This is a genomic window from Gordonia sp. BP-119 (assembly GCF_016924115.1).
Classification (GTDB): domain Bacteria; phylum Actinomycetota; class Actinomycetes; order Mycobacteriales; family Mycobacteriaceae; genus Gordonia; species Gordonia hongkongensis.
The window spans coordinates 19,741-44,658 of sequence record NZ_JAFFZF010000038.1 but is presented as its reverse complement, the minus strand read 5'-3'; the positions used below and the strand labels follow the sequence as shown (position 1 = coordinate 44,658).

Annotated in this window: 25 protein-coding genes, 1 pseudogene and 1 other annotated feature; of the genes and pseudogenes, 13 read left to right on the top strand and 13 right to left on the bottom strand. The window is 64.4% G+C overall.

Features of this window, described 5'->3' with window-relative positions:
- The first annotated feature begins 893 nt into the window (after window positions 1–893).
- Together JW364_RS19295 and JW364_RS19290 are read left to right on the top strand one after the other, a co-directional pair.
- A pseudogene (locus tag JW364_RS19295) lies at window positions 894–2,176 on the top strand (IS3 family transposase).
- Window positions 1,172–1,300 (top strand) — a sequence feature (AL1L pseudoknot). (Overlaps the previous pseudogene by 129 nt.)
- 139 nt (window positions 2,177–2,315) lie before the next feature.
- The gene (locus JW364_RS19290) at window positions 2,316–2,645 is read left to right on the top strand and encodes a hypothetical protein (RefSeq protein ID WP_005180014.1); all 330 of its coding nucleotides are present in this window, start codon (window positions 2,316–2,318) and stop codon (window positions 2,643–2,645) included.
- 53 nt (window positions 2,646–2,698) lie between these two features.
- Here the strand turns inward: JW364_RS19290 and JW364_RS19285 are convergent, their stop codons facing one another.
- The 3 genes from JW364_RS19285 to JW364_RS19275 are packed head-to-tail and all read right to left on the bottom strand — an operon-like array spanning window position 2,699 to window position 5,083.
- Window positions 2,699–3,079 (bottom strand): BlaI/MecI/CopY family transcriptional regulator, encoded by a 381-nt coding sequence (locus JW364_RS19285; protein ID WP_005180013.1) that lies wholly within the window; start codon window positions 3,077–3,079, stop codon window positions 2,699–2,701.
- Window positions 3,080–3,126: 47 nt separating this feature from the next.
- Window positions 3,127–4,359, bottom strand: coding sequence for a cell wall metabolism sensor histidine kinase WalK (locus tag JW364_RS19280; protein WP_055477340.1), 1,233 nt, complete (start codon window positions 4,357–4,359; stop codon window positions 3,127–3,129).
- A complete protein-coding gene (locus tag JW364_RS19275; protein WP_055477338.1) occupies window positions 4,349–5,083 on the bottom strand; it encodes a response regulator transcription factor in 735 nt (244 codons plus the stop codon). Before JW364_RS19275 ends, JW364_RS19280 begins: the two co-directional genes overlap by 11 nt.
- Window positions 5,084–5,326: 243 nt before the next feature.
- Here JW364_RS19275 and JW364_RS19270 point away from each other — a divergent pair, with 243 nt between their 5' ends.
- Together JW364_RS19270 and JW364_RS19265 are read left to right on the top strand one after the other, a co-directional pair.
- Window positions 5,327–6,463, top strand: coding sequence for a PLP-dependent cysteine synthase family protein (locus JW364_RS19270; RefSeq protein WP_205334122.1), 1,137 nt, complete (start codon window positions 5,327–5,329; stop codon window positions 6,461–6,463).
- A 3-nt stretch (window positions 6,464–6,466) separates the two neighbouring features.
- Window positions 6,467–7,735 (top strand): MFS transporter, encoded by a 1,269-nt coding sequence (locus JW364_RS19265; protein ID WP_205334123.1) that lies wholly within the window; start codon window positions 6,467–6,469, stop codon window positions 7,733–7,735.
- 471 nt (window positions 7,736–8,206) lie between these two features.
- Here the strand turns inward: JW364_RS19265 and JW364_RS19260 are convergent, their stop codons facing one another.
- Window positions 8,207–8,827 carry a GntR family transcriptional regulator gene (locus JW364_RS19260; protein ID WP_175404390.1) on the bottom strand — a complete coding sequence of 207 codons (621 nt, stop codon included), beginning with the start codon at window positions 8,825–8,827 and terminating at the stop codon, window positions 8,207–8,209.
- Window positions 8,828–8,943: 116 nt separating this feature from the next.
- Between JW364_RS19260 and JW364_RS19255 the strand changes: the two genes are divergently transcribed.
- From JW364_RS19255 to JW364_RS19245, 3 genes are read left to right on the top strand one after another with little or no spacing between them, the layout of a single operon-like run.
- The gene (locus JW364_RS19255) at window positions 8,944–9,570 is read left to right on the top strand and encodes a peroxiredoxin (RefSeq protein ID WP_058253881.1); all 627 of its coding nucleotides are present in this window, start codon (window positions 8,944–8,946) and stop codon (window positions 9,568–9,570) included.
- A 43-nt stretch (window positions 9,571–9,613) separates the two neighbouring features.
- Window positions 9,614–10,303: a class I SAM-dependent methyltransferase gene (locus JW364_RS19250; RefSeq protein ID WP_307814812.1), complete on the top strand. Its 690-nt coding sequence runs from the start codon at window positions 9,614–9,616 to the stop codon at window positions 10,301–10,303.
- On the top strand, window positions 10,300–10,647 hold the full coding sequence (locus tag JW364_RS19245) for a DsrE family protein (protein ID WP_058253879.1): 348 nt from the start codon (window positions 10,300–10,302) through the stop codon (window positions 10,645–10,647). Before JW364_RS19250 ends, JW364_RS19245 begins: the two co-directional genes overlap by 4 nt.
- 37 nt (window positions 10,648–10,684) lie before the next feature.
- Here the strand turns inward: JW364_RS19245 and JW364_RS19240 are convergent, their stop codons facing one another.
- Both JW364_RS19240 and JW364_RS19235 read right to left on the bottom strand, forming a co-directional pair.
- The gene (locus tag JW364_RS19240) at window positions 10,685–11,557 is read right to left on the bottom strand and encodes a cytochrome c biogenesis CcdA family protein (RefSeq protein WP_058253878.1); all 873 of its coding nucleotides are present in this window, start codon (window positions 11,555–11,557) and stop codon (window positions 10,685–10,687) included.
- An 11-nt stretch (window positions 11,558–11,568) separates the two neighbouring features.
- Window positions 11,569–12,297, bottom strand: a complete 729-nt coding sequence (locus JW364_RS19235) for a thioredoxin domain-containing protein (protein WP_058253877.1) — start codon at window positions 12,295–12,297, stop codon at window positions 11,569–11,571.
- Between the two features lie 106 nt (window positions 12,298–12,403).
- Here JW364_RS19235 and JW364_RS19230 point away from each other — a divergent pair, with 106 nt between their 5' ends.
- The 3 genes from JW364_RS19230 (at window position 12,404) to JW364_RS19220 (ending at window position 14,563) form a co-directional block, all read left to right on the top strand.
- The gene (locus JW364_RS19230; protein ID WP_058253876.1) at window positions 12,404–12,907 is read left to right on the top strand and encodes a hypothetical protein; all 504 of its coding nucleotides are present in this window, start codon (window positions 12,404–12,406) and stop codon (window positions 12,905–12,907) included.
- A gap of 75 nt (window positions 12,908–12,982) precedes the next feature.
- Complete coding sequence (locus JW364_RS19225; protein ID WP_058253875.1) at window positions 12,983–13,390, top strand: DUF302 domain-containing protein; 408 nt, start codon at window positions 12,983–12,985, stop codon at window positions 13,388–13,390.
- The gene (locus JW364_RS19220; RefSeq protein ID WP_058253874.1) at window positions 13,391–14,563 is read left to right on the top strand and encodes a hypothetical protein; all 1,173 of its coding nucleotides are present in this window, start codon (window positions 13,391–13,393) and stop codon (window positions 14,561–14,563) included.
- A gap of 22 nt (window positions 14,564–14,585) precedes the next feature.
- Here the strand turns inward: JW364_RS19220 and JW364_RS19215 are convergent, their stop codons facing one another.
- Window positions 14,586–14,801 carry a YgaP-like transmembrane domain gene (locus JW364_RS19215; protein WP_058253873.1) on the bottom strand — a complete coding sequence of 72 codons (216 nt, stop codon included), beginning with the start codon at window positions 14,799–14,801 and terminating at the stop codon, window positions 14,586–14,588.
- A gap of 33 nt (window positions 14,802–14,834) precedes the next feature.
- Between JW364_RS19215 and JW364_RS19210 the strand changes: the two genes are divergently transcribed.
- Complete coding sequence (locus tag JW364_RS19210) at window positions 14,835–15,671, top strand: sigma-70 family RNA polymerase sigma factor (protein ID WP_240199324.1); 837 nt, start codon at window positions 14,835–14,837, stop codon at window positions 15,669–15,671.
- Window positions 15,672–16,280: 609 nt separating this feature from the next.
- Here JW364_RS19210 and JW364_RS19205 read toward each other — a convergent pair.
- From JW364_RS19205 to JW364_RS19180, 6 genes are all read right to left on the bottom strand, one after another.
- Window positions 16,281–16,814, bottom strand: a complete 534-nt coding sequence (locus JW364_RS19205) for a hypothetical protein (protein ID WP_058253872.1) — start codon at window positions 16,812–16,814, stop codon at window positions 16,281–16,283.
- Window positions 16,811–18,583 carry a cytochrome c oxidase subunit I gene (gene ctaD / locus JW364_RS19200; RefSeq protein ID WP_058253871.1) on the bottom strand — a complete coding sequence of 591 codons (1,773 nt, stop codon included), beginning with the start codon at window positions 18,581–18,583 and terminating at the stop codon, window positions 16,811–16,813. Before ctaD ends, JW364_RS19205 begins: the two co-directional genes overlap by 4 nt.
- A gap of 79 nt (window positions 18,584–18,662) precedes the next feature.
- Window positions 18,663–19,505, bottom strand: coding sequence for a sulfite exporter TauE/SafE family protein (locus tag JW364_RS19195; protein WP_058253870.1), 843 nt, complete (start codon window positions 19,503–19,505; stop codon window positions 18,663–18,665).
- Window position 19,506: 1 nt separating this feature from the next.
- Complete coding sequence (locus tag JW364_RS19190; RefSeq protein ID WP_082653028.1) at window positions 19,507–19,845, bottom strand: rhodanese-like domain-containing protein; 339 nt, start codon at window positions 19,843–19,845, stop codon at window positions 19,507–19,509.
- A 28-nt stretch (window positions 19,846–19,873) separates the two neighbouring features.
- On the bottom strand, window positions 19,874–20,662 hold the full coding sequence (locus JW364_RS19185) for a GntR family transcriptional regulator (RefSeq protein ID WP_058253868.1): 789 nt from the start codon (window positions 20,660–20,662) through the stop codon (window positions 19,874–19,876).
- 451 nt (window positions 20,663–21,113) lie between these two features.
- On the bottom strand, window positions 21,114–22,508 hold the full coding sequence (locus JW364_RS19180; protein WP_058253883.1) for a rhodanese-like domain-containing protein: 1,395 nt from the start codon (window positions 22,506–22,508) through the stop codon (window positions 21,114–21,116).
- Window positions 22,509–23,086: 578 nt separating this feature from the next.
- Between JW364_RS19180 and JW364_RS19175 the strand changes: the two genes are divergently transcribed.
- The gene (locus tag JW364_RS19175; RefSeq protein WP_058253867.1) at window positions 23,087–24,292 is read left to right on the top strand and encodes an FAD/NAD(P)-binding oxidoreductase; all 1,206 of its coding nucleotides are present in this window, start codon (window positions 23,087–23,089) and stop codon (window positions 24,290–24,292) included.
- Entirely contained in the window at window positions 24,289–24,825 is a 537-nt protein-coding gene (locus JW364_RS19170) for a hypothetical protein (protein WP_058253866.1), read from the top strand. The genes JW364_RS19175 and JW364_RS19170 overlap by 4 nt, the downstream gene beginning before the upstream one ends.
- The last annotated feature ends 93 nt before the right edge of the window (window positions 24,826–24,918 follow it).

Here is a 24,918-nt window from a genome sequence, read left to right as displayed (position 1 = left end):
TCACACTGACCACCGACACCGGCACCAGCTCGACCACGGAGGTGAGCACCGATGAACTGATGCAACTACCCGCCTGATCACCAACGAAGGATCAAAAACCAGTTACACCACTACCAGGGGCTTGACCCGGCGGTCACCACGCCTGCCGTTCACGTCTCTCGCCGAGTGTGCAGACCGAGTATGATCCAGGCGCCAGGTCTCGATGAGTCCGCAAAATCTGTAGACGATTGAGCGCGATGTCGAGATTGTGGATGGCGCGGTGATGGTTGGGCCCGCCAGAGACGTGTAGTGCCAAGCTGGATCTCTCCGCCGTGAGAGCGAGTCTTTCAGCCGCCCGCACTACTAATTTCCGGGGGGACACAGCTCCTCGCCCCTGGATAATTTCGGCCGCCCGCTCGACTTCGGGCCGATGGCGGCGAGTAGGTATTTTGCGCGGTGGGAGGTGTTGCGCGCTTCGCGGACGGCGTCGAAGGGGTACAGCTCATTCAGACGATATGTTGTGACGAGTGCGGTCAACAACTCGACGACCTCTGCTAGGTCTGCGTGGTCACCGGCTGCGTCGCGCGGTCGTCGCGCCCGGGTGTCGAGCCGAGCGCGTATTAACAGCCGGTGCCGATCGAGTTCAAGGGCGAGCAGTAGCCCCTGCAGGCGTGTGGTTGCGCGGCTCTGCTCAAGTGGGACCATTCGGATCAGCCTCAATCCTCAGTTGCCGCAGAATGTCGGTTTGCGTCGCTTGGTTGGTCGACGTGACAAGCCAGCGGCGCGCGTCCGAGAACTGGATCTGTGAGCTTTGCCCGCGAGGGTGGGGAAAGGTCCACGAGATCGAGGGTCATCAATCGCCTGAAACGCCCCGGGTTTGTCGGAGGCTCTCGAATCTGTGAAGGATGGAGAGCATGGCAGCACCACGGAAGTACAGCGTTGAGCTGAAGGAGCGGGCGACGCGGATGGCGGTGGAGGCCCGCAAGGACCCAGCCACGCGACCAGGGGCGCTCAAACGGATCGCCGATCAACTCGGTGTGCACCCGGAGGCGCTTCGCACCTGGGTCAAGCAGGCCGAGATCGATGGCGGGGACCGCCCGGGGACCACGACCAGCGAGGCTGAGCGGATCGCGCAGCTGGAACGGGAGAACCGGGAGTTGCGGCGGGCGAACACCATCTTGAAGCAGGCATCAGCTTTCTTTGCGGCGGAGATCGACCGCCCACAGCGTTGATCGTGGAGTTCGTCGCCGCTTTCCGCGACGAACACGGAGTCGATCCGATCTGCGCGGCCCTGCGCGACACGGCCGCCCAGATCGCTCCGTCCACAGTCCGAGCCCATCTGAGCTCTCGACGAGTCGAGGCGCCACGGGTGGTCCGTGACCGCGAGATCCTCGGTGAGATCCGCACCGTGCATGCCGACAATCTCGGCGTCTACGGTGCCCGCAAAGTCCACGCCGAACTACGCAGAAAGGGTATCGGCGTGGCCCGGTGCACCGTCGAGCGGTTGATGAAAGCTGATGGGCTGCAGGGGATAACGAGATCCAAGACGCGGAAGACCACGCACAGCGAGGGGGCCGAAACTCCGCAGCCGGCCGATCGTGTCGAACGGCAGTTCACCGCGGCGGCGCCCAACGCGCTGTGGGTGGCGGACCTGACCTACATCCGCACACACTCGGGGTGGGTGTATGCCGCGTTCATCCTCGACGTCTTCTCAAGGATGGTCGTGGGCTGGCAGGTCTCGACCACCATGCACACCGACCTCGCGCTCGACGCCTTGGATATGGGGTTGTGGGCGCGGTCGCGTGCCGGCCAGGGCGTGGCCGGGCTGATTCACCACTCCGACCGCGGAGTGCAGTATCGAGCCATCCGCTACACCGAACGTCTCGCCGAAGCAGACGCAGTGACTTCTGTTGGCTCCAAGGGTGATTCGTACGACAATGCGATGGCCGAGGCGTTCAACTCGTTGTTCAAGGCCGAGTGTATCCGTAACCCAGTCATGCGCCCTCGCGGTGGCTGGGGCGGTGTCGGCGAGGTCGAGATCGCCGTCGCCGAGTACATCGACTGGTTCAACCACCGCCGCCTGCACGGCGAGATCGGGCACGTCCCACCCGTCGAGTACGAGACCACCTACTGGTCGACCCACACAGTCACCAGCTACCGTGAGAACCCGGTCCCGGCAGTCGCTGGAACCAAGTAAACGAGCCCCCAGCAAACCCGGGGCGATTCAGATTGCTTCGAGACCCTCGTTCCCGGCGCCCACGCCCGATGGCCACAGAATACGAAGGTGGTTAGTAGAAGTGGGGTGTGATGCGGGTGTGCTGAGGAGATGGTTGGGCATGACTGACGGTGTCGAGGTGCGGCGTGCGGGTCGGTTCGGCCCGCGCGGTCCTGCCCGTACGATCTCCCGTGCGGTGGGTCTTGCTGTGGTGATGTTTGAGGCGGTGGCCGCGTTCTGGCTGGTGATGCTGCTCCGAACGTCGGATCTCGTGCCATCCGACCCCCGCTCAGGAGTCGGGCGCGGTGATCCGGTTGAGCTGCGGGTGCTGACCGCTGTGGATGTGCACGACTGGGTGTCGGCTCTGAGTGCTGCGGCCTTCGCTGCGGGTGTGGCCGGTGCGCTGGTGGCGCGTCTACTCCCAGCAGTCAAGGGGCGCGCGACCGGTTGAGTAGTCGGGCCTGGGCCTCGCCGGAGTTTCCCTTGTCGGAGGGTTTCTATGGCTTAGGCTTTGGTGCCGCCGCCGCGGGTGTGGCGAGGTTTAAGGGTGAGGTATTCGCTGAGCACTTCACGCTCGGCGGGTGTCACGGTCTGGGCGAAGTGCATCAGTACTGCCGCGGAGTCCCCGCTGGCGTCGAGGACCTGACGCAAGGTGCGTGAGGTGGCCTCTTCACGGGTCTGCATGGGGAAGTACCGGTAGGCGCGGCTGACTTTTTCTCGACCGACGAACCCTTTTTTGTGCAGGTTGGTGACGACGGTGAGCACTGTGGTGTAGGCCGGTTCGCGGTCGTGGAGTTCCTCGACTAGGTCGTGCACCGACATCGCCGCACCGGCTGACCACAGCACGTCCATCACTGCGCGTTCCAGTGAACCCAGCCCAGTCATTTTCACCCACCATCTCTAGATGCGGGTCAATCTTACGACGGACTACCTCAGTTAGTAGCTTGGTCCCGTTGGAGCGCATCGGCAGCGCCGCGACGCGTGCGGTGTTTGAAGGCCACGGAGAATTCGGTTCCAGGGGTGCTGCGGTGGATGTGACGTCGGGTGGTGGTCGGCAACGTGATGGTGAAGGTGGCTCCGTGTCCGGCTCCCAGGCTTTCGGCGAGCAAGGTGCCCCCATGGTCTTCGACGATAGAGCGGGCGATGGTGAGGCCGATTCCGCTGCCGCCGGCGTCTCTGGTGCGTGAGGAGTCGGTGCGGTAGAAGCGGTCGAAGATGTGTGGAAGGTGTTGAGGGGGAATGCCGTCACCGCAGTCGACGACGCTGATGCGCACCGCGTGTGCCGGGGCGGTGTCGGCTTTCACTACGACTCGCTGGCCCGGGGAGCTGTGTCGCAGCGCGTTGGTGAGCAGATTGAGCAGTACTTGGCTCATTCGTTCGGCGTCGACATGGATGTGTACGCGCGCGGCGGTGGTGACGATGCCCAGCGTGACTTCGGCGTCGGTGAACAGGTCGGCGGCTTCTTCGTAGGTCGCGATGAGCAGTTCGTTGACAGTGATCGTCGCCGGGTGGAGGGGCATCTGATGCTCGTCGGTGCTGGATACGGTCGCGATGTCCTCGGCGAGACGCTGCAGGCGGGTGGTGGCGGTGCGCACGACGTCAAAGGTCTGTGAGTCGGGAGCCCGGATTCCGTCTTCGATGGCGTCGGTGATCGCGCCGATGGTGGTCAGTGGGGTGCGCAGTTCGTGGGCAAGGTCTGACAGCATCCGCTTACGGATGTCGTCTTGTGAATCCAGCCGTTGTGCAAGTTGGTTGATAGCTCGGCTGAGCTGGGTGAACTCGGTGCCGAGCTGGCGATCGGGTACGCGCGTGCGGTAGTTGCCGGCGCCAATAGCCACGGCTGAGCGGGCGACACTGGCGACTGACTGTTGTACGCGGCGAGCCAGGAACCAGCTGACGGCCGTGGCCAGGATCGTCGAGGTGATCAATGCGGCAGACATTGAGACGACGATCGAGGAAGTGAACGCGGCTTCGACATGGTCGGCCTGAACTGACCCTGGCTCGAGGCGAGCTTGGCCGAGGTGGTCGTGGAAGGTGTGTGGAGCCACGAATAGTGCCACGATCGCGACGCTGATGCCGCCGCCGGCGATGACGATAGCTTGAGCGAGCATGAGCCGGGAGCCGAAGCTGCCGGGGATACGTAACCGTCGACGTTCATCGTTCATCGCTGGCTCCTCGAGGTTGGCCGTCACCCATCCGGTAGCCCACTCCGCGAACGGTGCGGATGAATCGGCCGGCTACGGCGCTGTCACCGAGTTTGCGGCGCAGACTGGCGACATGGACTTCGACGACGTGGGCATCGCCGACCCAGTCGGGTCCCCAGATTTCGGTGAGCAGTTGCTCTCGACTGAACACAACACCGGGCCGCCGCGTGAGCGCTTCGAGAACGTCGAACTCAGTCCGAGTCAGCTCCACGGGTGTGCTCTGCACCTGGACTTCACGACCCTGAGGGTCGAGGGTGAGCTCCCCTATCGTCCGCGGGTGCGACTCGCCGGTTGGGGTCGGCCGTGGTCGGCGCAGCATGGCGTCGATGCGCGCCATCAGCTCACGAGGGCGAAATGGTTTCGTGAGGTAGTCATCGGCCCCCACCGACAGGCCAACGACTGTGTCGACTTCGTCCGCGCGGGCCGTGACCATCACGATGTAGGCGTTGGTGAAGGTGCGTAACTGTCGACAGACCTCGACGCCATCGAGTGACGGCAAGCCCAGGTCGAGGATGACTACTGCCGGACTCGCCGTGCGTGCGGCGGCGACTCCCTCCTGGCCGTCGGGCGCAACGGTGACCGTGAATCCGCTGCGCTGCAGGTAGTCAGCAACGACTTCGGCAATGTCGGGCTCATCTTCGATCACCAGGGCGTGCAGACCGTGCGGTGGTCGGACCACCGGCATATGGAGGTCGTCGACGACGTTGCGATCTTGGGGCACGCTCCTATGGTGGCGGTGGTCTACACGATCATCCAACCTCGTGGGCGTTCTTGAGCAGATCTTGATCCACGCTGCCGATCAGCCTTGAGGTTCGGTGGGCAAGGTGGCGGTGTCGCCGGGTGGAACGTTACGACACAGTTCCCTCTCACACTGATGATCTGATTTCTGCCCGGCGGCGTCCTGTTCAACAACGCAGAGGATGCCCGTGTGACTGTCTCTTACAGCCTCACCACCAGTGATCCATTCGCCACTACCTTCCCCGCCGAAGCCGCGTCGCCCCGTGCTGGGCTGAGTCGTCAGCTGGTGGGCGGCACCCCGGTGTTGCGCATCGAGGAACCCTTCGCCGAGCACGGGCGCGGCTTCTGGGCCAAGCTGGAAGGCTTCAACCCCGGGGGTATGAAAGACCGGCCTGCGCTGCACATGGTGGAACGCGCCCGCGCCCGTGAAGAGCTGGCCCCGGGGGCGCGGATCATCGAATCAACTAGTGGGACACTGGGATTAGGCCTGGCATTAGCGGGCATCGTGTTCGGGCATCCGGTGACCTTGGTGACCGATCCGGGACTGGAACCGATCTTGCGGCAGATGCTCGCCGCCTACGGCGCCCAGGTCGATGTCGTCAGCGATCCCCATCCGGGCGGGGGTTGGCAACAAGCCCGCCGCGACCGCGTGCGCACCTTGCTCGAGCGTGACGAGGCTGGGTGGTGTCCCGACCAGTATTCCAATCCCGACAACGTGACCGGTTACAGCTCGTTGGGTGTGGAGTTGATCGCGCAGCTGCGACATATCGATGTGCTGGTGTGCTCGGTGGGCACCGGTGGGCACTCAGCCGGTGTGGCTCATACTCTGCGGCAGTTCAACCCTGAGCTGGAGGTTGTGGGCGTAGACACCATTGGCTCGACGATTTTCGGCCAGCCGGCACAGTCACGGATTATGCGGGGACTCGGCTCGAGTATCTACCCCCGTAACGTTGCCTATGACCAGTTCAGTGAGGTGCACTGGGTGGCGCCGGCCGAGGCAGTCTGGGCATGCCGCACCCTGGCCGCCACGCAGTACGCCACCGGCGGCTGGAGCGTGGGCGCGGTGGCCCTGGTCTCGGGCTGGCTGGCGCGTACTCGTTCGGCCGATACGCGCATCGCGGCGGTGTTCCCCGATGGCCCCGCTCGCTACTACGGAACCATTTACAACGATGAGTACTGCCGCGCTCACGACCTGATCGGCGCCCCGGCGCCGCCCACTGAACCCCGCACCATCAGCGATCCGCTCACTCAGGTCGCGAGCAGCTGGACGCGGTGCCCTACCATCATCGACCCCACTTGCGTGCCGCACGCCGAGCCCACGAGCTGATCTATGCGACGCATCTACCGCAGTTTCCGCAGCTTCGATCGCCCCAGCCAAGTGCTGATGGTCAATCAGTTCACCATCAATCTCGGCTTCTACATGCTCATGCCCTACCTCGCCGCCTACCTCGCCGGCCCGCTGGCCCTGGCCGCATGGGCAGTGGGCCTGGTCCTGGGGATACGCAACTTCTCCCAACAGGGCATGTTCCTGATCGGGGGAACACTCGCTGACCGCTGGGGTTACAAACCGCTCATCATCGCCGGATGCCTGATGAGGGTCATCGGATTCGTCCTACTGGCCCTGGTCAGTTCGCTGCCGGCGATCCTGATCGCCTCGGCGGCAACGGGATTCGCCGGGGCGCTGTTCAACCCCGCCGTACGGGCCTACCTGGCCGCCGACGCCGGTGAGCGGCGCATCGAAGCATTCGCCGTGTTCAACGTGTTCTACCAGGCCGGGATCCTGCTCGGGCCGCTGGTCGGACTAGCCCTGACCGCTTTGGATTTTCGGCTCACCTCTCTCTGTGCGGCAGCAGTTTTCGCGGTCCTGACCCTCGTGCAGATCAAAGCGCTACCCGCAACAGCACCGGCCCCGAGCAGCACCTCAATCATTCAGGACTGGCGCAGCGTCGTCCGTAACCGGCGATTCCTGCTCTTCGCTGTGGCGATGGCCAGCTCGTACGTGCTGTCCTTCCAGGTCTACCTCGCCCTGCCCCTACATGCCGACCGCATAGCAGACAACCCCACCCTCGCCACCAGTGTTGTCACCGCAATGTTCGTGGTGACCGGTCTGGTGGCCATCGCCGGCCAGCTACGCATCACCACATGGTTCGGCAACCGCTGGGGCAGTACCGGCAGCCTGAGCGTGGGAATGACGCTGATGGCTGCAGCTTTCCTGCCCCTAGTCGCCAGCACCGCAACGCATCAGCGCAACATCGCCCTCAACATCGCCGCCCTGCTACTCACCGCAGCTCTGCTCGCCGCCGCCACCGCAGCAGTGTTCCCATTCGAAATGGACACGGTGGTGGGACTGGCCCGCGGCACGCTTGTCGCCACCCACTACGGGCTCTACAACACCATCGTCGGGATCGGGATTCTGCTCGGCAACGCCGCGACCGGGTGGCTGTTCAGCGCGGCCACCACCCGCGACATGCCCGAACTGGTGTGGATCGCTCTAGTCCTCACCGGCATGGCGGCGGCGTCCGCCCTGTTGATGTTGCACCGCCGCGGATGGCTCAGCGTCTCCGCCCCCACCGAAGCTCAACCCACCTCCACCCATTGATTACCCTAGGGGGGTAGGGTATAAAGGTGGTGTGGCGAGACGCCACAGCGGCAGGCCTCCTGAGGGTCGTCGGCACCACTGCTGTCAGTTTCAGAAGACGACTGCACTGTGTCAGAAGTGGACTGCACTAGAGGGTCGACTAAGTCGCCATAGCTTAAAGAGTGATGTCCACAATCTCGTTGACGAAGCCAGCAGCCGTCTCACCGACAAACGGAATCAGAGTGAGCGGCGTGAGCGAGTGCTACGGAATCCTCCGATAAGAGGGCGCGTTACCCCCCCCGGGGGGCGCGGTTCGGGTTTGTTCGATCTTCGAATAACTGAGCACGGGTTTCATACACCGTCACTATGGCTGGATGTGGATCGCGCATAGCGTCGCTTGACGTCCGAATCCACCGAACCGGCCTTGCCGTTTGGATAGGTGACGGGCCGCGTAGCAGAGGCAGCTGCGGTCGTTGTGGTCGCGCCCTCCGCTCAATCTGACGTGGGGTCGCCGCAGATGAAGGTCTCTTCGTGTTCGCGGGACAGCCGAGCGGCCCTTTCGGCATCGCCCGCACCGAGCGCTTCGAGTATTACTTGGTGCTGTTCCGTGCTGGCACCCATGTCGAATCCTGGTGCCAATACGAGTTGAGCGGTTCGACCTTCGATCGACAGATGCTCCCACGTCGACAGCAGTGTGCTGTTGCCGGAGGCCGCGACGATGAGCCGATGGAATGCCATAGCGTGCGCGACCCATGCTCGACCGTTCGCGGCGACGGCGGCGGAGCGCATACCGTCGACTTCATCGGCAATGCGGTCCACCGCCATGCCGCGACCGGCTGCAAGTCGTGCTGCTGTCTCTTCCAGTGCTGCGCGCACCACTGACACCTCATCGAGCTCGTCCTGGTCGACCCGTCTGACTCGGCACCCGCGGTGGGCTTCGAAGACCACCAGGCCCATTCCGGCCAACTGCCGAAGAGCTTCACGGACGGGACCTTGGCTCACGCCGAGCTCACGAGCGATCCGCGTCTCGATCAACCGATCTCCTGGCGAGTACGTGCCATCGGCTATTCGTTCCCACAGCAGATCTTTGATCTGTTCGGGCAGACCGGTCACCGTGACGCCCTGCCCTGTCTTTGACCGAGCATCCGTCGACTCCGAGGGGACTTTCACATGTACGATCATAAATGATCGATCATTTATGCTCCACCGATAATTGAGAGGAGCCACCGATGAGTATTCGATTGGGCGATACAGCTCCGGATTTCACCGCCGCTACAACCACAGGAACGATCTCCTTCCACGAATGGCTGGGAGAATCGTGGGGAATGCTGTTCTCCCACCCCGGTGACTTCACGCCCGTATGCACAACCGAACTCGGTGCGGCAGCGCGGCTGAAACCTGAGTTCGACCGACGTGGAGTCAAGCTACTCGGCCTTTCTGTGGACTCGGTGAATTCGCATCTGGCATGGGAAGGCGATGTCGGTCAAACGCAAGGCACAGCAGTGAATTTCCCGATGATCGCAGACACCGATCGCGCAGTCTCCGAGCTCTACGACATGATTCACCCGAGCGCCAGCGCGGCGGCCACCGTACGTTCGGTGTTCGTCATCGCCCCGGACAAGTCGATACAGCTGATCCTCACTTACCCGATGTCCACCGGCCGCAACTTCACGGAAATTCTGCGCGCGATCGACAGCTTGCAACTGACCTACGGTCAGCCAGTGGCTACGCCCGCCGACTGGCAGCCGGGTCAAGACGTGATCATCGGACTGGGCGTTTCCGACGACGAGGCAACAACACGGTTCCCTGGATATCGAACCTTGAAGCCTTATCTGCGGTTGACCGCGCAGCCCTGACCAGGGCACCCGTTCACACTGTTACCCCCCGGGGTACAGTGAAGTGACTCACAGCTTCGTCGACGCGTCGGGTTGTCCGACCCAGCGGTGGTCAACAGTGGAAAGGCGTGAATCAGTGAATTCGTCGGACTGGGATGCTCGGTACAGCAGCGTCGAGCATCCGTGGGGGTCGGCCCCGGCGGCGGCACTGTCTGCGCGGTTTGCGGAGCTGACCCCTGGTCGGGCGGTCGATTTGGGGTGCGGGGACGGGCGCCACGCTCGATGGTTGGGCGACGCGGGGTGGACAGTGCACGCTGTCGATTTTTCTTCTGTGGCAATCGAACTCGCACGCAGCGGCGGGGAGGACCGGTCGATCGACTACACCGTCGCCGACGTCCGGGCCTGGGAGCCACCCGGCCCGGTGGATCTGGTGGCCATCGGCTTCCTGCATCTACCGGTCGACGAGTTGGTTGCCGTCCTTGCCGGTGCAGGAAGCTGGCTCGCACCGGGTGGACGGCTGTTGTATCTCGGTCATGCGCTCGAGAACTTCACTCACGGAGTCGGAGGCCCACCCGATCCGTCGATCCTGCCCGCCATCGACGACCTCGCCCGCGCCGCGAGCGGATTGCAGGTCCACGAGCTGGAACATCTGGTCCGCCCTGTCGGCGAAGGTCGGGCCATCGATGTTCTTCTCCATGCACAGCCGTGGGGCACCGCAGCTCACCGTGATCTGAAGAACGGAGCCTTCACGTGACCGATCATCCGACTCCCCTGCGTGTGGTGTTCGCCGTCAACACCACACCCACCGCCGTGGTGCGGGCGATCCACAACCTTCTCGATGCTGCGACCGAGCTGGTGACGATCGAAGTCGTGTGCTTCGGACCGGGCCTCGATGCGGCCCTGCGGTGTTCGGATATCTCATTGGAGATGCGGGCGTTGATCGATTCGGCCTCCATCACGGTGAAAGCATGCCGTAACAGTCTGGAGGGCAGAGGGCTCGGTGACGACGATCTGCTGATGGGTGTCGAAGTGGTTCTCGCTGCAGTGCTCCATCTCGCTCGCCGTCAGCGAGATGGGTGGTCACAGCTCTACACCTGACATCACATCCCCGCTCCAGTGTCGTAGGCACACCGTCTCAGAGAGTTCGGTTCTCGCGTTCACCGAGCTCGGAGGACTCGGCTGCGGTGTCGCGGTCTCGACCACGGACGATGCGTACCGTCAGGACTGCGATGATCACCAGCACTGCGATCAGGAGCACTGCGGTGTTCGGTACCGCGTCGGCCACGTCGCTGATCCAGACCTGCAGCGAGTACTGACTGTCGACCCCCATGACGCCGCCGAGGTTCGCTGTGCCCTCCGTGAGCAGGAACAGCACTCCGATACCGATGAAAAGCACCCCCGATATCAGAGACGTCGTGTGCGTTTTCAGCGGTCCTATGCTGATTTCCTTGCCGCGCAGCCACGTTCGTGATCCGAGCGAGAATCGGTCCCAGACCAGCGCCAGCACGAACAGGGGTATCACCATCCCCGCTGCGTAGAGTGCCATGAGCACTCCGCCGTATACGGCCTGACCGCCGGCGACGGCAACGGTCAGGACCGCGCCGAGCAGGGGTCCCGAGCAGAACCCTGCGAGCCCGTAGACCGCGCCGAGGGCGAACACCGATCCGGTGGAGGAGACGTCGATGCGCGCGGCTGCTCTCTGAGCGGACCCCAGCGCGAAGCCGCGACCGACGATGATCATCACTCCGAGGGCGATGATGACCACGCCGCCGATCATCGTGGTGACCTCGCGATACCGGGTGATCGCCGAGCCGATGGCACCGACTCCGGCACCGAGGGGCACCAAGACCGCTGCCAGCCCGAGGTAGAAGATCCCGGTGCGGCCGGCGAGCTTGCCGGCCCCGTCGAAGGCGTACGCGAAGAAGGAAGGAAGTAGCAGGGCCGAGCATGGACTGAGAAGTGCCAGCAGCCCGCCGAGAAATGCTCCGAGAAGTCCGATCTGCGACATCGTGGGCCGCCCTACGCGCCGGCTGCGGTGTCGATCAGATCGACGAATTCCGAGAACGGTTGCGCGCCCAGAACCGGATCACCGTTGACCGAGAACGCTGGAGTGGCCGGGATACCCAGCGACTGCGCTTCGGTGGAGTCGGCGGTGATCGCGGCATCGAATGCGGTGCCGGTGGCGGCGGCGGTGAACCGAGCTAAGTCCGGTACCCCGGCTTGTTGCGCGTAGCTTTGCAGCGTCTCCAGTGTCAGGTCCGCGTGACCGGTCTCGGGTGCATCGGCGTAGACGGCGCGGGTGAACTCCCAGAACTTGCCCTGGGCGGCGGCGGCGCGTCCGGCCCGGGCCGCATCGAATGATTGTTGCCCGAAAATGGGTAGATCTCGCCATTCGATGCGCAGGGTGCCGGTATCGACGTATCGATCGATCAGCTGCGGCTCGGTTTCCCGGCTGAACTGGGCGCAGAACGGACACCGGAAATCCGAGAAGGCGATCATCACCACCGGGGCGTCGACGTCGCCGAGGGCCATCGGATCATCGGGCTCGCGGTGCGCCAGATCGCCGAGCGGTCCCATCACCGGCGGGCCGCTCACGCTGCTCGACCCGGCGTCCGGTGCCGCCTCCGACTGCTCGCCGTCACCTGTCGTTCCGAGCACGAGAGCTCCCACGAGCACGGCCGCCACCACCACGGCGATGGCCAGGAGCACGATGTCTCGTCGGCGAGTGGAGCGAGATGTCGAAGTCATGCAATACCTTTCGGCAGTCGGCAATACTGGCAGCGATACCCATCTGGGTATACCCTCACAGTGTCACCCTACTCACACAACTACAACCCGTAGGAGATACTCGCTGATGACCGAGCCCGCCACGTCCGACCGCCTCGTCGTCGAAACCGCAGGCCGTTCCGATGACGAGGTGATCGCTCGGTACGGGCGTTGGGGGATACGGGCGGCACGCGGCACCGTCGCCGGTGCGGTCACGGTGTTGGTAGTGGGCATTCCCACCGACATCATCGACACGCCGGTCTTCGGCCGTGAGGTGCCGGTGCGGGCGTGGGAGCTTCCAGTTCTGCTGGCCACTGCCCTGTTGACCGCACTGTGGTTCGGGATCGACAAACCCGCGCGGGTCGAGCGGACCGGCACACCCGCCGCTCTCGGTGTCGTACTGACCTTCTTCGCCGTCGGGTGTCCGGTGTGCAACAAGCTGGTACTTCTCGCGCTCGGCACCTCGGGTGCACTGGGGTTGTGGGCACCGATACAACCCATCCTCGCCGGGGTGTCCCTGGCGATGCTGACGGCAGCGGTGATCGTCCGATGGCGCAAACGCGACTGCACCTCCGCGTCCTGCGCAGTATGACCGAGCACCTGCTCACCCGCGCACCGACCATCGCGTGACCGACACCCGAACCGATCGAAAGGAACCGAACGAACTATGACCGAATTGGCCATCGGTACCCGAGTGGACATGCCGTTCGAGGAAACTGTCGACGCAACCCGTGAGGCACTCGCCGAACAAGGGTTCGGAGTGCTCACCGAGATCGACATGCAGTCGACGTTGAAGAGCAAGATCGACGCCGACATCGAACGCTACGTCATTCTCGGCGCGTGCAATCCGCAGTTGGCGAAGGCTGCGATCGACACTGATCGGCAGGTGGGGTTGCTGCTGCCGTGCAACGTGGTGGTGCGAGCCGACGGCAGCAGCACCATCGTCGAAGCGATGAACCCCCAGGTGATGGTGGGGCTCTCGGATGCAGCGGGCCTGGCCGAGGTCGCCGACCGGGCCACAGCACTGCTGCAGAGCGCGATCATGGCACTCGGCGGAGACAGCACCACCACGTAGATGGGTGCGCACCGTATCGGCAGAGCGGCGGCGGCGATCGGGACCGTTGCACTGTGCGCCGTCGCGGTGGTGTCGGGATGCAGTTCCTCGCCTGCTCGAGAGGCCACGGGCACTGATCCGGCGGCGCACCCGTCGTCGCCGTCCGCGCCGCCCGCGGGCTTCGGAGACACGGCATTGTGGTCGATCCCGTTCTTGTCGCAGCCGAAGATCGTCAAGGACGGGTTCGTCGGAGTCGTCGACTCCTCGGACGCATCCGGTTCGCACCGGGTGCAGGTACTCGACGACACCGGCACACCACGGTTCGGCGTGGACGTACCCGCCGATCGCGACAAGTTCGCGGTGACCAGCACACACAACCGTGAGCTGTTGATCACCGAGGACATCGATGATCCCGGTTCGGGTGCACCGGCCACGATGACCGCCCGCGATACCCGCACCGGCGACCTCGTATGGGGTCCGGTCTCCACTGCAGGCTGCCTGACCGGGTCCGGGCTGCTGATCGACGCCGACTGCTCGCAGACAGCAAAGCCCGCGGCCGTGGCCGCCATCTCGGCAACCGACGGACACCGCACCGACCTGACGGGTGCGATCTCCGAATCCGGTGGATACGCGGTCACCGTCGACGGCGACACAGCGCGCATCGTGACCGCCGACACCGGCAACACCGCCTGGTCCACCGACACCCTCACCCCGCCCCCCGCAGCGATCCCCGGGACCGCACGATTCGTCGCCACCGCCGGCAATGCAGTGGTCGTGGCATGGACGATCCCGACCCGTCCCGAACCGATCCAGGCGGTCTATCGACTCTCCGATGCCGAGATCCGATGGATCAGCGGTAGCCGCAGTCCGATGGTGGTGACCGCCGACAGCAGTAGCGGGGCGACGATGATCACCACCGCAGACCTCACCGACGACGGCATCGCTGTCCTGTTCGAGCAATACGGCACCCGAGGTTTCACCGCCGATCAATTTCCCGGTGCCGACCGCTTCGCTCTGGTCGGCGGCGTCGTCTACGGCGCGTCGGACTCGGGGGTGACTGCCATCGATGCGACCTCCGGCCGCGTCACCGGTACATCACCGAGTGCCGCACCGACAGCAGTGACCTCGAACGGTGTCGCATTGGCCCAGAGCAGCGACGGGTACACCGCGTTCAAGGTGATCCCCCATTTCTGAGCTGCCCGCCCGCGCGCCCTGTTCAGGACGTCTTGGGTCGACCTCGAAGATCGACGGAGAACAGCGGGCCGAGCAGACACACGTTGATCACCCCGGTCAGAACGAAGACGCCGCCGATCACTCCCACCACGATGCCCCCGACACCGCCGAGTGCGACGGCGACCACGATCAGAGCGATTCCCACGACGATGCGCGGTGCGCGTCCGGCAGTACTGCGCATGAATTCGACGAACGACATGATGATTCCAGTTCTGTAGAGGGACTTTCACTGTTGGACGGGCGAGAACGCCGAAGTGGACCAATCCGCGGCTCCTCGCGCGAACAGCCCAGCCCCGACCTCGACAGCGCGGCATACGACGAGCGCTTCGCGCGCGATCTGATCGACCAGGGCACGACTCTTCGTCGCTTCGCAGCCGCGATAACACGATCACCGGCCGATACCGACGATCTGGTGCAGGACGTCCTCGAACGCGCGTGGCGCAACCGGAGAACGTTTCGATCCGAATCGGCGCTCTCGACGTGGCTGTATCGAATCGCGATCAATCGTGCCCGCGATGTGGCCGCACGCGCGGAGAATCAGCGCACCGAACCGTCGGGCACGGGCGACATCGATGGACCGATCAGCGACCTCGAGCATCCCGAGACGGTGGCGCAGGCGCTCAGCGATCGGTCCACGGTGCGAGCGGCGCTGGCGACGTTGACCGTCGAGGATCGAATGGTCCTGGCACTGCACGACGGCGAGGGCTGGACGGCGACACAGATCGGTGCGGTCGGCGCGCTCACCACCGCGGCGGTGTACAAGCGCATCCACCGCGCACGGGTGAAGCTGCTACGCGCCCTCGACAACGGTCCCGCACACCCGCGAAACGACTCCCAGGCGTGCCGGCGCACACTCGCCGCGGCATCGGACTACCTGGACGGGCGTCTCGATGTCGACGCCTCGGCCCGCATCGATACGCACCTGCGGCAGTGTCGCCGGTGCCCACCCATCGCACAGGCCCTGATCGGTATCAAGACCGCACTCGGCCTGCGGCCGTGGACCAGCGCGGTACCCGAACAGTTCGTCTGCGACGTCGCCCACTTGGGCGGACCCCGCCCACCGCGATGACCGATCATCCCCGACACCCAGAATCAGATACCCCATAGGGTATATTGGGAAGTGAATTATCGACCGAAGGAGAGACTCATGTGCAGGGCTGTCACGTGCAAGAAATGCGGAAAAACGACCTGGGCGGGATGTGGTCAACACGTCGATCAGGTGATGCGGGGCGTTCCGGCGTCCAATCGCTGCAAGGGGCACGACTCCGATCCGAAGTCACCGGGATTGTTCTCCCGCATGTTCTCCAAGAAGTAGATCGCGGTCCGCAGCCCTGATCCTGCCAGGGCTGCGACCCGAGTCACATTTCTTCGCGATCTCGGTTGTCGCGGTCCCGGTCTTCGTGGTCTCGCCTGTCGCGGCGTCGACCGGTCGGACCGTGCATGCGCAGGTCCGCATCGTAGTGAACGAACAGCCCCCACCCGATCAGGTGCAACACCACGACCACACTCGCCATCGCCGGCAAGCGGGGGCTCCGTCGCGGGACAATCGATGTCACGCAGGCACACTCACGTCGGCCACCGGCGCAGCCAGCCGTCCGGAGGGCAGTCGAGGGTAGTTGCGATCGACGTCTGCGACCCCGGATTTGCGCCGCCGCGGGGTGCGGGCGAGGTTGCTCGATCAGCAACGCCCGTTCCCGGAGGTATCGTCGCCGATGCTCGGACCGACCCCGACCAAGGTCAACGACCGACGATGATGAGGATCGACCCACACCGAGATAGTGGCACCGGTCACCAGTGCGCGGACGGTCGACCGTTCTGCACGCACATCGCACCGGTACGTTCCGGACCCGGGCACCGTCACTTCCAGTTCCACCCGTCGTGAATCGATGTCGATGCTCAGGACCACCGCCCACCCTTCGACGATGTCGTCCTCTCGCTCCGCCGCCGTGTCGCGGACCGGAGACACCGCTGCAGGATGCAGCGGTGTGCGGGCTGCGAACATCATCGCCGCCATCAGCAGCACCGCGAAGCCGGCCACCACGGCAGCGGTGACAGCGGTCGCCGACCCGGGTGAGAGTCGAGGGACGAGGAAGGTGAACACCAGTATCAGCGCGAGCACGTAGAACCCCATGGCGACCGCGATCGCGTACGACACTCGCCCCGGTACCAGGACAGCGGCACCTGTCGAGCGCAGTCTCCGCGTGCTCGTCACCGTCTGTCCTCTGGGGTCCCGCTGGCGGTGCCCTCTTCGACGCCGTCGGCGATGATTTCGGAGGGTGCCCGCACGTCGGCGGTGTGGCCCGTCAGCCCGACGTGGGCTTCGGTGCGCATGCGCTCGACCATGTGAGGGTAGTGCAGCTCGAACGCCGGCCGCTCGGAGCGAATCCGGGGTATTTCGGTGAAATTGTGGCGGGGCGGTGGGCAGGTGGTGGCCCATTCGAGAGAGTTGCCGTAGCCCCACGGATCGTCGACGGTGGCGACCTCGCCGTATCGGTAGGACTTGAACACGTTCCACACGAACGGCAGCGTGGACAGCCCGAGGATGAACGCTCCGATCGAGGAGATCAGGTTCAAGGTGGTGAATCCGTCGGAGGGCAGGTAGTCGGCGTATCGGCGCGGCATCCCTTCGTTGCCGAGCCAGTGCTGGACCAGGAACGTCATGTGGAACCCGACGAACGTCGTCCAGAAGTGCCACTTGCCGAGGCGTTCGTCGAGCATGCGTCCGGTGATCTTGGGAAACCAGAAGTACACCCCGGCGTAGGTGGCGAAGACGATGGTCCCGAACAGCACGTAGTGGAAGTGCGCCACCACGAAATAGGTGTCGGTGACGTGGAAATCGATCGGGGGGCTGGCCAGCAGCACACCGGTCAGTCCGCCGAACAGGAACGTGATCAGAAATCCGATGCTGAACAGCATCGGGGTTTCCAGGGTGACCTGTCCTCGCCACATGGTGCCGATCCAGTTGAACAACTTCACCCCGGTCGGCACGGCGATGAGGAAGGACATGAACGAAAAGAACGGCAGCAGAACAGCTCCGGTGGCGTACATGTGGTGCGCCCACACCGTGATCGAGAGCGCTGCGATGCCGAGGGTGGCGAAGATCAGACCCTTGTAGCCGAAGATGGGTTTGCGGCTGAAGACCGGAAAGATTTCGGAGACGATGCCGAAGAACGGGAGCGCGACGATGTAGACCTCGGGATGGCCGAAGAACCAGAACAGGTGCTGCCAGAGCACCGCTCCCCCGGTCGCCGGGTCGAACACGTGACCATCGAAGTGTCGATCGAAGGCCAGCCCGGCCAACGCGGCCGCGAAGGTCGGGAACGCCAGCAGTACCAGCACCGAGGTCACGAGCATGTTCCAGGTGAAGACCGGCATCCGGAACATAGTCATGCCGGGTGCGCGCAGGCACACCACGGTGGTGATGAAGTTGACCGCACCCAAGATCGTGCCCAAGCCGGACAGGATCAGGCCCAGTACCCACAGGTCGGCACCGACACCGGGGGAATGCAGTGCGCTCGTCAGCGGCGTATAGGCGGTCCACCCGAAGTCCGCGGCACCTCCCGGGGTGATGAACCCGGCGAGCACGATCAGCGATCCGAAGACATACAGCCAGTACGCGAACGCGTTGAGTCGCGGGAACGCGACGTCGGGTGCCCCGATCTGCAGCGGCAGAATGTAATTGGCGAATCCGTATGCGACAGGGACGGCGTAGAGCAGCAGCATGATCGTGCCGTGCATGGTGAAGAGCTGGTTGTACTGTTCGTTGGACAGGAACTGCAACCCCGGTACGGCGAGTTCGGTGCGCATGAGCAGCGCCATCAACCCGCCGATGAGGAAGAGCCCGAACGAGGTGACCAGATACATCTTGCCGATCGTCTTGTGATCGGTGGTGGTCACCAGCTGGAACAGCGTCGAGCCCTTCGGCTCGTGACGCATCGGATACGGCCTGGCCGCCTCAGGGCGGGGAATCAGTGCGGTCATCGACGATCTCCTCGATCCAGGTGTGCGATGCGCCGCATTTGCGTGCGCAGAAATAGGCTGTGATGCACAACGATGTGCGTTACAGGGCCATGGAGGCCTGGACGGTGACGTAGACGGCCACGGCGAGCAACAGGGCGGCGAAGCTACGGGTGAGTGTGGTGGCAGTGACTTTGTCGCTGATGACTTTTCCTGCGAACGAGCCTGCAATTGCCGCGAGGGTGAACGGTACGACAATCTCCCACGGGATGGCGGCACCCGTGCCGAGGCGTTCGATGAAGGCCCCCGCGCTGGTGATGGAGATGATCACCAGTGACGTTCCGACCGCGACGGGCATCGAGTAGCCCAGTGCCAGAACCAGAGCGGGGACGATGAGGAAGCCGCCACCCACTCCCAGAAAACCCGTGAGGAAGCCGACGACGAGCGCGGAGGCGACCAGCTTGACTACCTGCGACGCGGTGATCTTCACTTTTGCGGGCTTGGTGGCGACCGCGACGGCGCTCGGGCGTGTTCCCGGGGTCTCGGCCGGGTTCGGTGTCGGCAGGTCCGTATCGTGTCCGCGCCTGGTGCGGCGCAGCATCGCGCCGGCGGCGACGATCATCAGTGCCGCGAACGCGAGCAGCAAGATCTGCGGGTCGACCGATCGGTTGAGGATCGATCCACCGAAGGCGGTGACCGAGCCCAGGATTCCGAACACTGCCGCTGCCCGCCACCGAACGTGCAGTGCTCGCGCATGGCTGACGGCCGCGATGATCGAGGTGATTCCGACGATGATCAGCGAGGCGCTCGTTGCCGATTGCGGTTCGACCGCCAGGAGATACACCAGGGCAGGAACAGTCAGTATCGATCCCCCACCACCGAGTGCGCCGAGGGAGAGCCCGATGAGAATCCCTGCGGCGACTGCGATCGCGAGGGTGGCGATCATGTCAGATCACTGCGCCGGGGGTGCCGTCATCGCGGACCACAGGGCGGCCGTCTTCGTGCCACGCTTTCATTCCGCCCGACAGATTGTGCGCTGTGCGACCGGCATCAGTGAGGGCCGCGACAGCTTTGCTCGACCGAGCGCCCGAGCGGCACACCACGACCAATTTCTGATCAGGAGGGTAGGCAGCAGGATCGAGATCGCCGAGGCGTACATGGACGGCGTCCGGGGCGTGGCCGGCTGCCCATTCGTCGTCCTCGCGGACATCGATCAGGATGGCTCCTGATTCGGCGATCAGTGCGTGTGCGGCGGCCGGATCGGCTTCCGGTGGTGCTTCAGTCATGAACAACGCTCCTTGGATCAGTGGGTGCTTACAGGGCGTGCAGCGGCGTGGCCGGCACGAAGCGATAGCCCTCGCTCGGTGAGAACGTGGCCGAGACGGTGAACCGATCTCCTCGAATCACTGTGTGCCGCAACTCCACCGGCCGGGAATTCATGCAGCCCAAGCGGCGGATCGACAGCGCGGCGGTCTTCGAATCGAGTTCGAGTGCTGCCGCATCCTCCGGATCCGGGACGACGGCAGTGACGTCCTCGCGGCCACCGGTCAGGCGGATGCCGCAGCGTTTCTCGAGCTCGATGTACAGAGCCGTGTGAGTGAAGTCCGCATCCAGGAGGTCGCGTGCCAGATCCCCCGGCAACCAGGCATAGTCGAGCGCCAACGGCATGGTCCCTGCCATACGGATGCGCTCCAGGTAGAGCAGCGGAGCCTTGGGACCGACCTGCAAGGTAGCGGCCACCGCGGGGTCGGTCCGCAGTTCGAGTGCACGCACCACGCTGTGCTGAGCAACACCCGTGGCTTCCACAGCAGCGAAGAGACTGTAGAGCGCACCGAGTGGCTGCTCGATCACCGGCGGAGCCGCCAACCGAGAAGGCCGGCCACGCTCTGCAATCAGGATTCCTTCGTTCCGCAGGTGCCGCAGGGCCTCGCGGGTGGTGTGACGGCTGACGCCGTAGCTCGTCGTCAACGCATGCTCGCCCGGGAACTCGGAGCCGGCGAATTCGTCGTCACCGATTCGGCGGACCAGATCGGCATGCAGTTGCGCCCACAGCGGCATCGCACTGGAGCGGTCGAGCGCGGCACTGCGATCTGGTTCAACCATCAGAGGCCCTCCTGTCGATCTGTGTCGGAATCCGAATTCGAGCCGCCTGCTGCTGACCCTCGGGGCCACTGTACAACAAATGTACGTACATCCGTACGGACGGCGGTGATGCTCCCTACGCGTCGAAGCGATGTCGACCGAGGATCTCGGGGACCGCAGCTCCCCCGTCCCCCGACGGACCATCCGTCGGCGTCGTCGACACGCAACGAGACGACCCTCGCATCGAGAAAAGTTCTCGCCGAGCACGAACGAGCTCCTGGTGGAGATCGCGCCGAACCTGGCGAATCCGTCGGCGCAGCGACGCGGCATCACCTCGCTTCCCAGTCGGGTACCGGATCGGGAGTGTCGCCCCGGGGTCTGCTCTACCGCAGGTGGCAACGAGCCGACAGGGCGAGCACAGGACCGAACCGGCGGCGGACAGCACGACCGCCCCCGATTCGGGCGTGTTCGATCAGACTGTTTCGAGCTTGCGCTCGGCCCAGGCGGCGTAACTGCCCTCGAGTTCGACAACTCGGTAGCCGGCGCGGCGCAGGGCGCTGGCTGCGACCGCGTTACGGACGCCACTCTGGCAATAGGTCACGATCGGTCCGCCCGTGGGCAGTCCGTCGAGGTTCCACAGCAATCGGCCGCCGCTGAGCTGTTCGGAGCCAGGTATGTGGCCGTCGGCGTGTTCGGTTTTGTTGCGCACGTCCAGCACCATTGCCGAGTCGAACGAATCCAGCTCGTCCGCACCGATTGTCTCGGGTGTCGTCATGGGGAGTCCTCGTAGACTTGTGACGTACCCGGTCACCGTATCGATGCCGACCCGCAGCAGGTGATCACGGAGCTCGTCGGCGACAGTGCGGTCCTCGGCGAGCACCACCAGTGGAGTGTCCTCTCGCTCGGGGTCGTAGACCCAGGCACCGAACGAGGCTGCCTTGCCGATGCCGGGGATGTTGAGCGCTCCGGGGACAGCGCCGCCGTGCACCTCATCGTGGCCGCGGGTGTCGAGGAGGACGACCTCGTCGGAGTCGAGAGCGCGTGCCAAGTCTGCGGAGTCGTACTCGTGCAGCGGAGAGAGTGGCCCGAGAACGACCGGGCCCTGCTTGTTCTGACGCTTCATCCGGCCGAAATAGGCGTGTGCATCCGGTTGGCCGTCGAGCATCTCATCGACGAAGCCCTGCTCGTCGTCGCGCTCGACATACCCGGCCCACCAAGCGAAACGGCGTTCGTAGCCGACGCTGGTCGACGGGAGCGCGCCGAGAGCTTTTCCGCAGGCACTGCCCGAACCGTGACCCGGAAAGACCTGGATATGGTCCGGCTGCGTGACAAACGATCGCTTCAGGCTGCGGAAGATCTGTTTGGCACCCTCGAACCGGGTGTCGACACCGTCTGCAGCTTCGTCGAGTAGGTCCGGTCGGCCGAGATCGCCGGCAAAGACGAAGTCGCCCGTCAACATGTATCCCGGAGCATCGGCGAAGGCACCGTCGGTCACCAGGAACGAGAGGTGCTCCGGGGTATGACCGGGCGTGTGAACGGCTTGCACGGTGATGTTACCCAGAGCCAGCGTGTCACCATCGTGGAGGCGTTCGGCCTCGAAGCCGTACTGCCAGTCGTCGCCGCCCTCTCCTGAGACGTAGGTGACCGCCCCGGTGGCCTCGGCTAGCTCGCGAGTGCCGGACAGGTAGTCGGCATGGATGTGGGTCTCGGTCACGGCGGTGATGGTCATGCCATGCCGAGCGGCCAGGTCCAGATACACACCGATGTCGCGGCGGGCGTCGACCACCACTGCCTCCCCCTTGGCCTGACAGCCGATGAAGTATCCGGCTTGGGCGAGGTCTTCGTCGTAGATGCGTTCGAGAAGCATCGAAATCTCCTTGTCGATCGTGGCGGCGTTCGTACAGGTGTCAAGATTCATGGTACCCCGTGGGGTATTTTCAAGAGGTCCTGTGCGGCGAGGCGCACGCTCCCGATCTCACGGGGTGGAGGTGGATTGGGTCGGCATACCAACGAACACCCAGGGGCGTGGGAACCGGCCGATCCAGCGAGGCGCGACGACTCACAGCGGCACCGCAGCGGTTGCCGACCATCACGTCCTCCTCAGTCGTCCGGCACTCGCCGACTCGGGATGGACGAGGAAACTTCATTCGTCCCGAGTGTGGCGTTTGCCGGAATCGGCGACTAGCCTCATCCATAATGTACGTACATCCGGACGATCAATCAAGGAGAGGGCAACGTACACCTCGGCACGTGTCCTTGCACCACCTGCTCGAACGCCGGAATGACCTTCCAGCACGACTGCTGTGGATGCAGTGCACCTGGCCTCAGTGACCACCAATGTCGTGACCACTCAGCTCGCGCCACACCGACGTCGAGCTGAACCACCCCGGCACCAACCGAAATCGAGACAGCTCACCGAGCTCGTGTCTCGAACAGGAGGACCACATGTCCGCGCACACCATCGACCACAAAGTCGCGATCATCGGCGGAGGCAACGCCGGTATTTCGCTCGCGGCACGTCTGCGGCGAGCAGGAATGACCGACATCGGCATCATCGAGCCGGCAGAGACCCACTATTACCAACCTTTGTGGACGCTCGTCGGTGGAGGCCGCGCCCCGGCCGCGGAAAGTGCGCGTAGCGAGGCGTCGGTGATGCCCCAGGGCGTCGGCTGGATCAAGGATCGCGCCGAGGGGGTCGACCCGGATGCCCAGACGGTCAGCACCTCCTCGGGAACTACGATCCATTACGACCACCTGGTGGTGTGCCCCGGCATCCAGCTCGACTGGGATTCGGTGCCCGGCATGGCCGAATCGATCGACACCCCGCAGGTCTCGAGCAACTACCGCTACGATCTCGCGCCCAAGACGTGGCAGATGATTCAGAAGATGCGGTCGGGCACCGCAGTGTTCACGATGCCGTCCGGCCCCATCAAATGCGCGGGTGCCCCGCAGAAGATCGCGTACCTCGCGGCCGACTACTGGCGAGAGCAGGGCGTGCTCGACGCCATCCGAGTTGTCCTCGTCCTGCCCACACCCGGAATGTTCGGGGTACCGGTGTTCGCCGAGGAGCTCGAACGAGTCGTGGCGCGCTACGGCATCGAGGTGCGCAAGAACAGCGAAGTCACCGCCGTCGACCCGGACGGCCGATCGGTGACGATCACTGATAACAGCGCAGGTACCACCGACGAGCTACCCTACGACCTGCTCCACGTCGTACCGCGCCAATCCGCACCGGACTGGATCAAGGCCAGCCCCATAGCGGACCCCGAGAATCCAGCCGGATACGTCCAGATCGACAAGAACACACTGCGACACAACAGGTTCGACAACATCTTCGCCCTCGGTGACGCCGGATCGTCACCGAACTCCAAGACCGGTGCCGCCATCCGCAAGCAAGCACCCGTGGTTGCCGAGAACCTGCAGGCGAGCATCGCCGGCCGTCCACTGACCGCACAGTACGGCGGGTACGCCTCCTGCCCCTTGACCACCTCTCGCAAGACGATGCTTCTGGCCGAGTTCGACTACACGATGCAGCCGGCTCCCTCGATACCGCTGATCGACACCACCCGCGAACGCCGCGACATGTGGTTCCTCAAGAGACGCGGACTGCCGGCGTTGTATTGGAATGCCATTCTCACCGGCCGAGCGTGAACGGTCGACCGCCGCACAGTTACGACCGCGAGGGCGACCTGAGCCACTACCGGTCGGTGTTCGAGGCCATCGAACGACGCGTGATACCGGAGGTGGTGATCACCCGGCTCACCCCGTATCTGTTCGTTCTGGTGTCGGCGGCCGTGCTCGGAATGGCGCTTCCGCACACCGGCGGCGCACACGGGTACGACGTTCTTCTGCGCACCGAAAGCGCCGACGCGGAGTCAGCGGGCGTGTTGGCGACGCTGTTCACCGCATTCACTCTCACGTTCACCGTCGTAGCGGCCTCGATCGCGCGACTGGTTCGGCGGTTTCGGTGGGCTGCTCTGGCTTTGGCGGGCAACGGTGTCACCACGGTGTTCGGTGTGCTTGCGATCTGGGCGCGTCAGTCACTGGCACCGACCGCGACGGTGGCAGGTCCATCGATCGGACTGTATCTGGGTGCGGTGGCCGCGTTGCTCTCCACTGTTCTCTGGGCACGTGTGGTGTTCACCCGCCCGGACGAGCAGCCCGGTCCAGCGCGCAGGAGCTGACACGTCGCGGGCCCGATCACCCCACCTCGAACCGAATACCCTGCCTCGCTCCGATCACCCCCGTGCATCGATGCGGGGGTGATCGGACCGTTG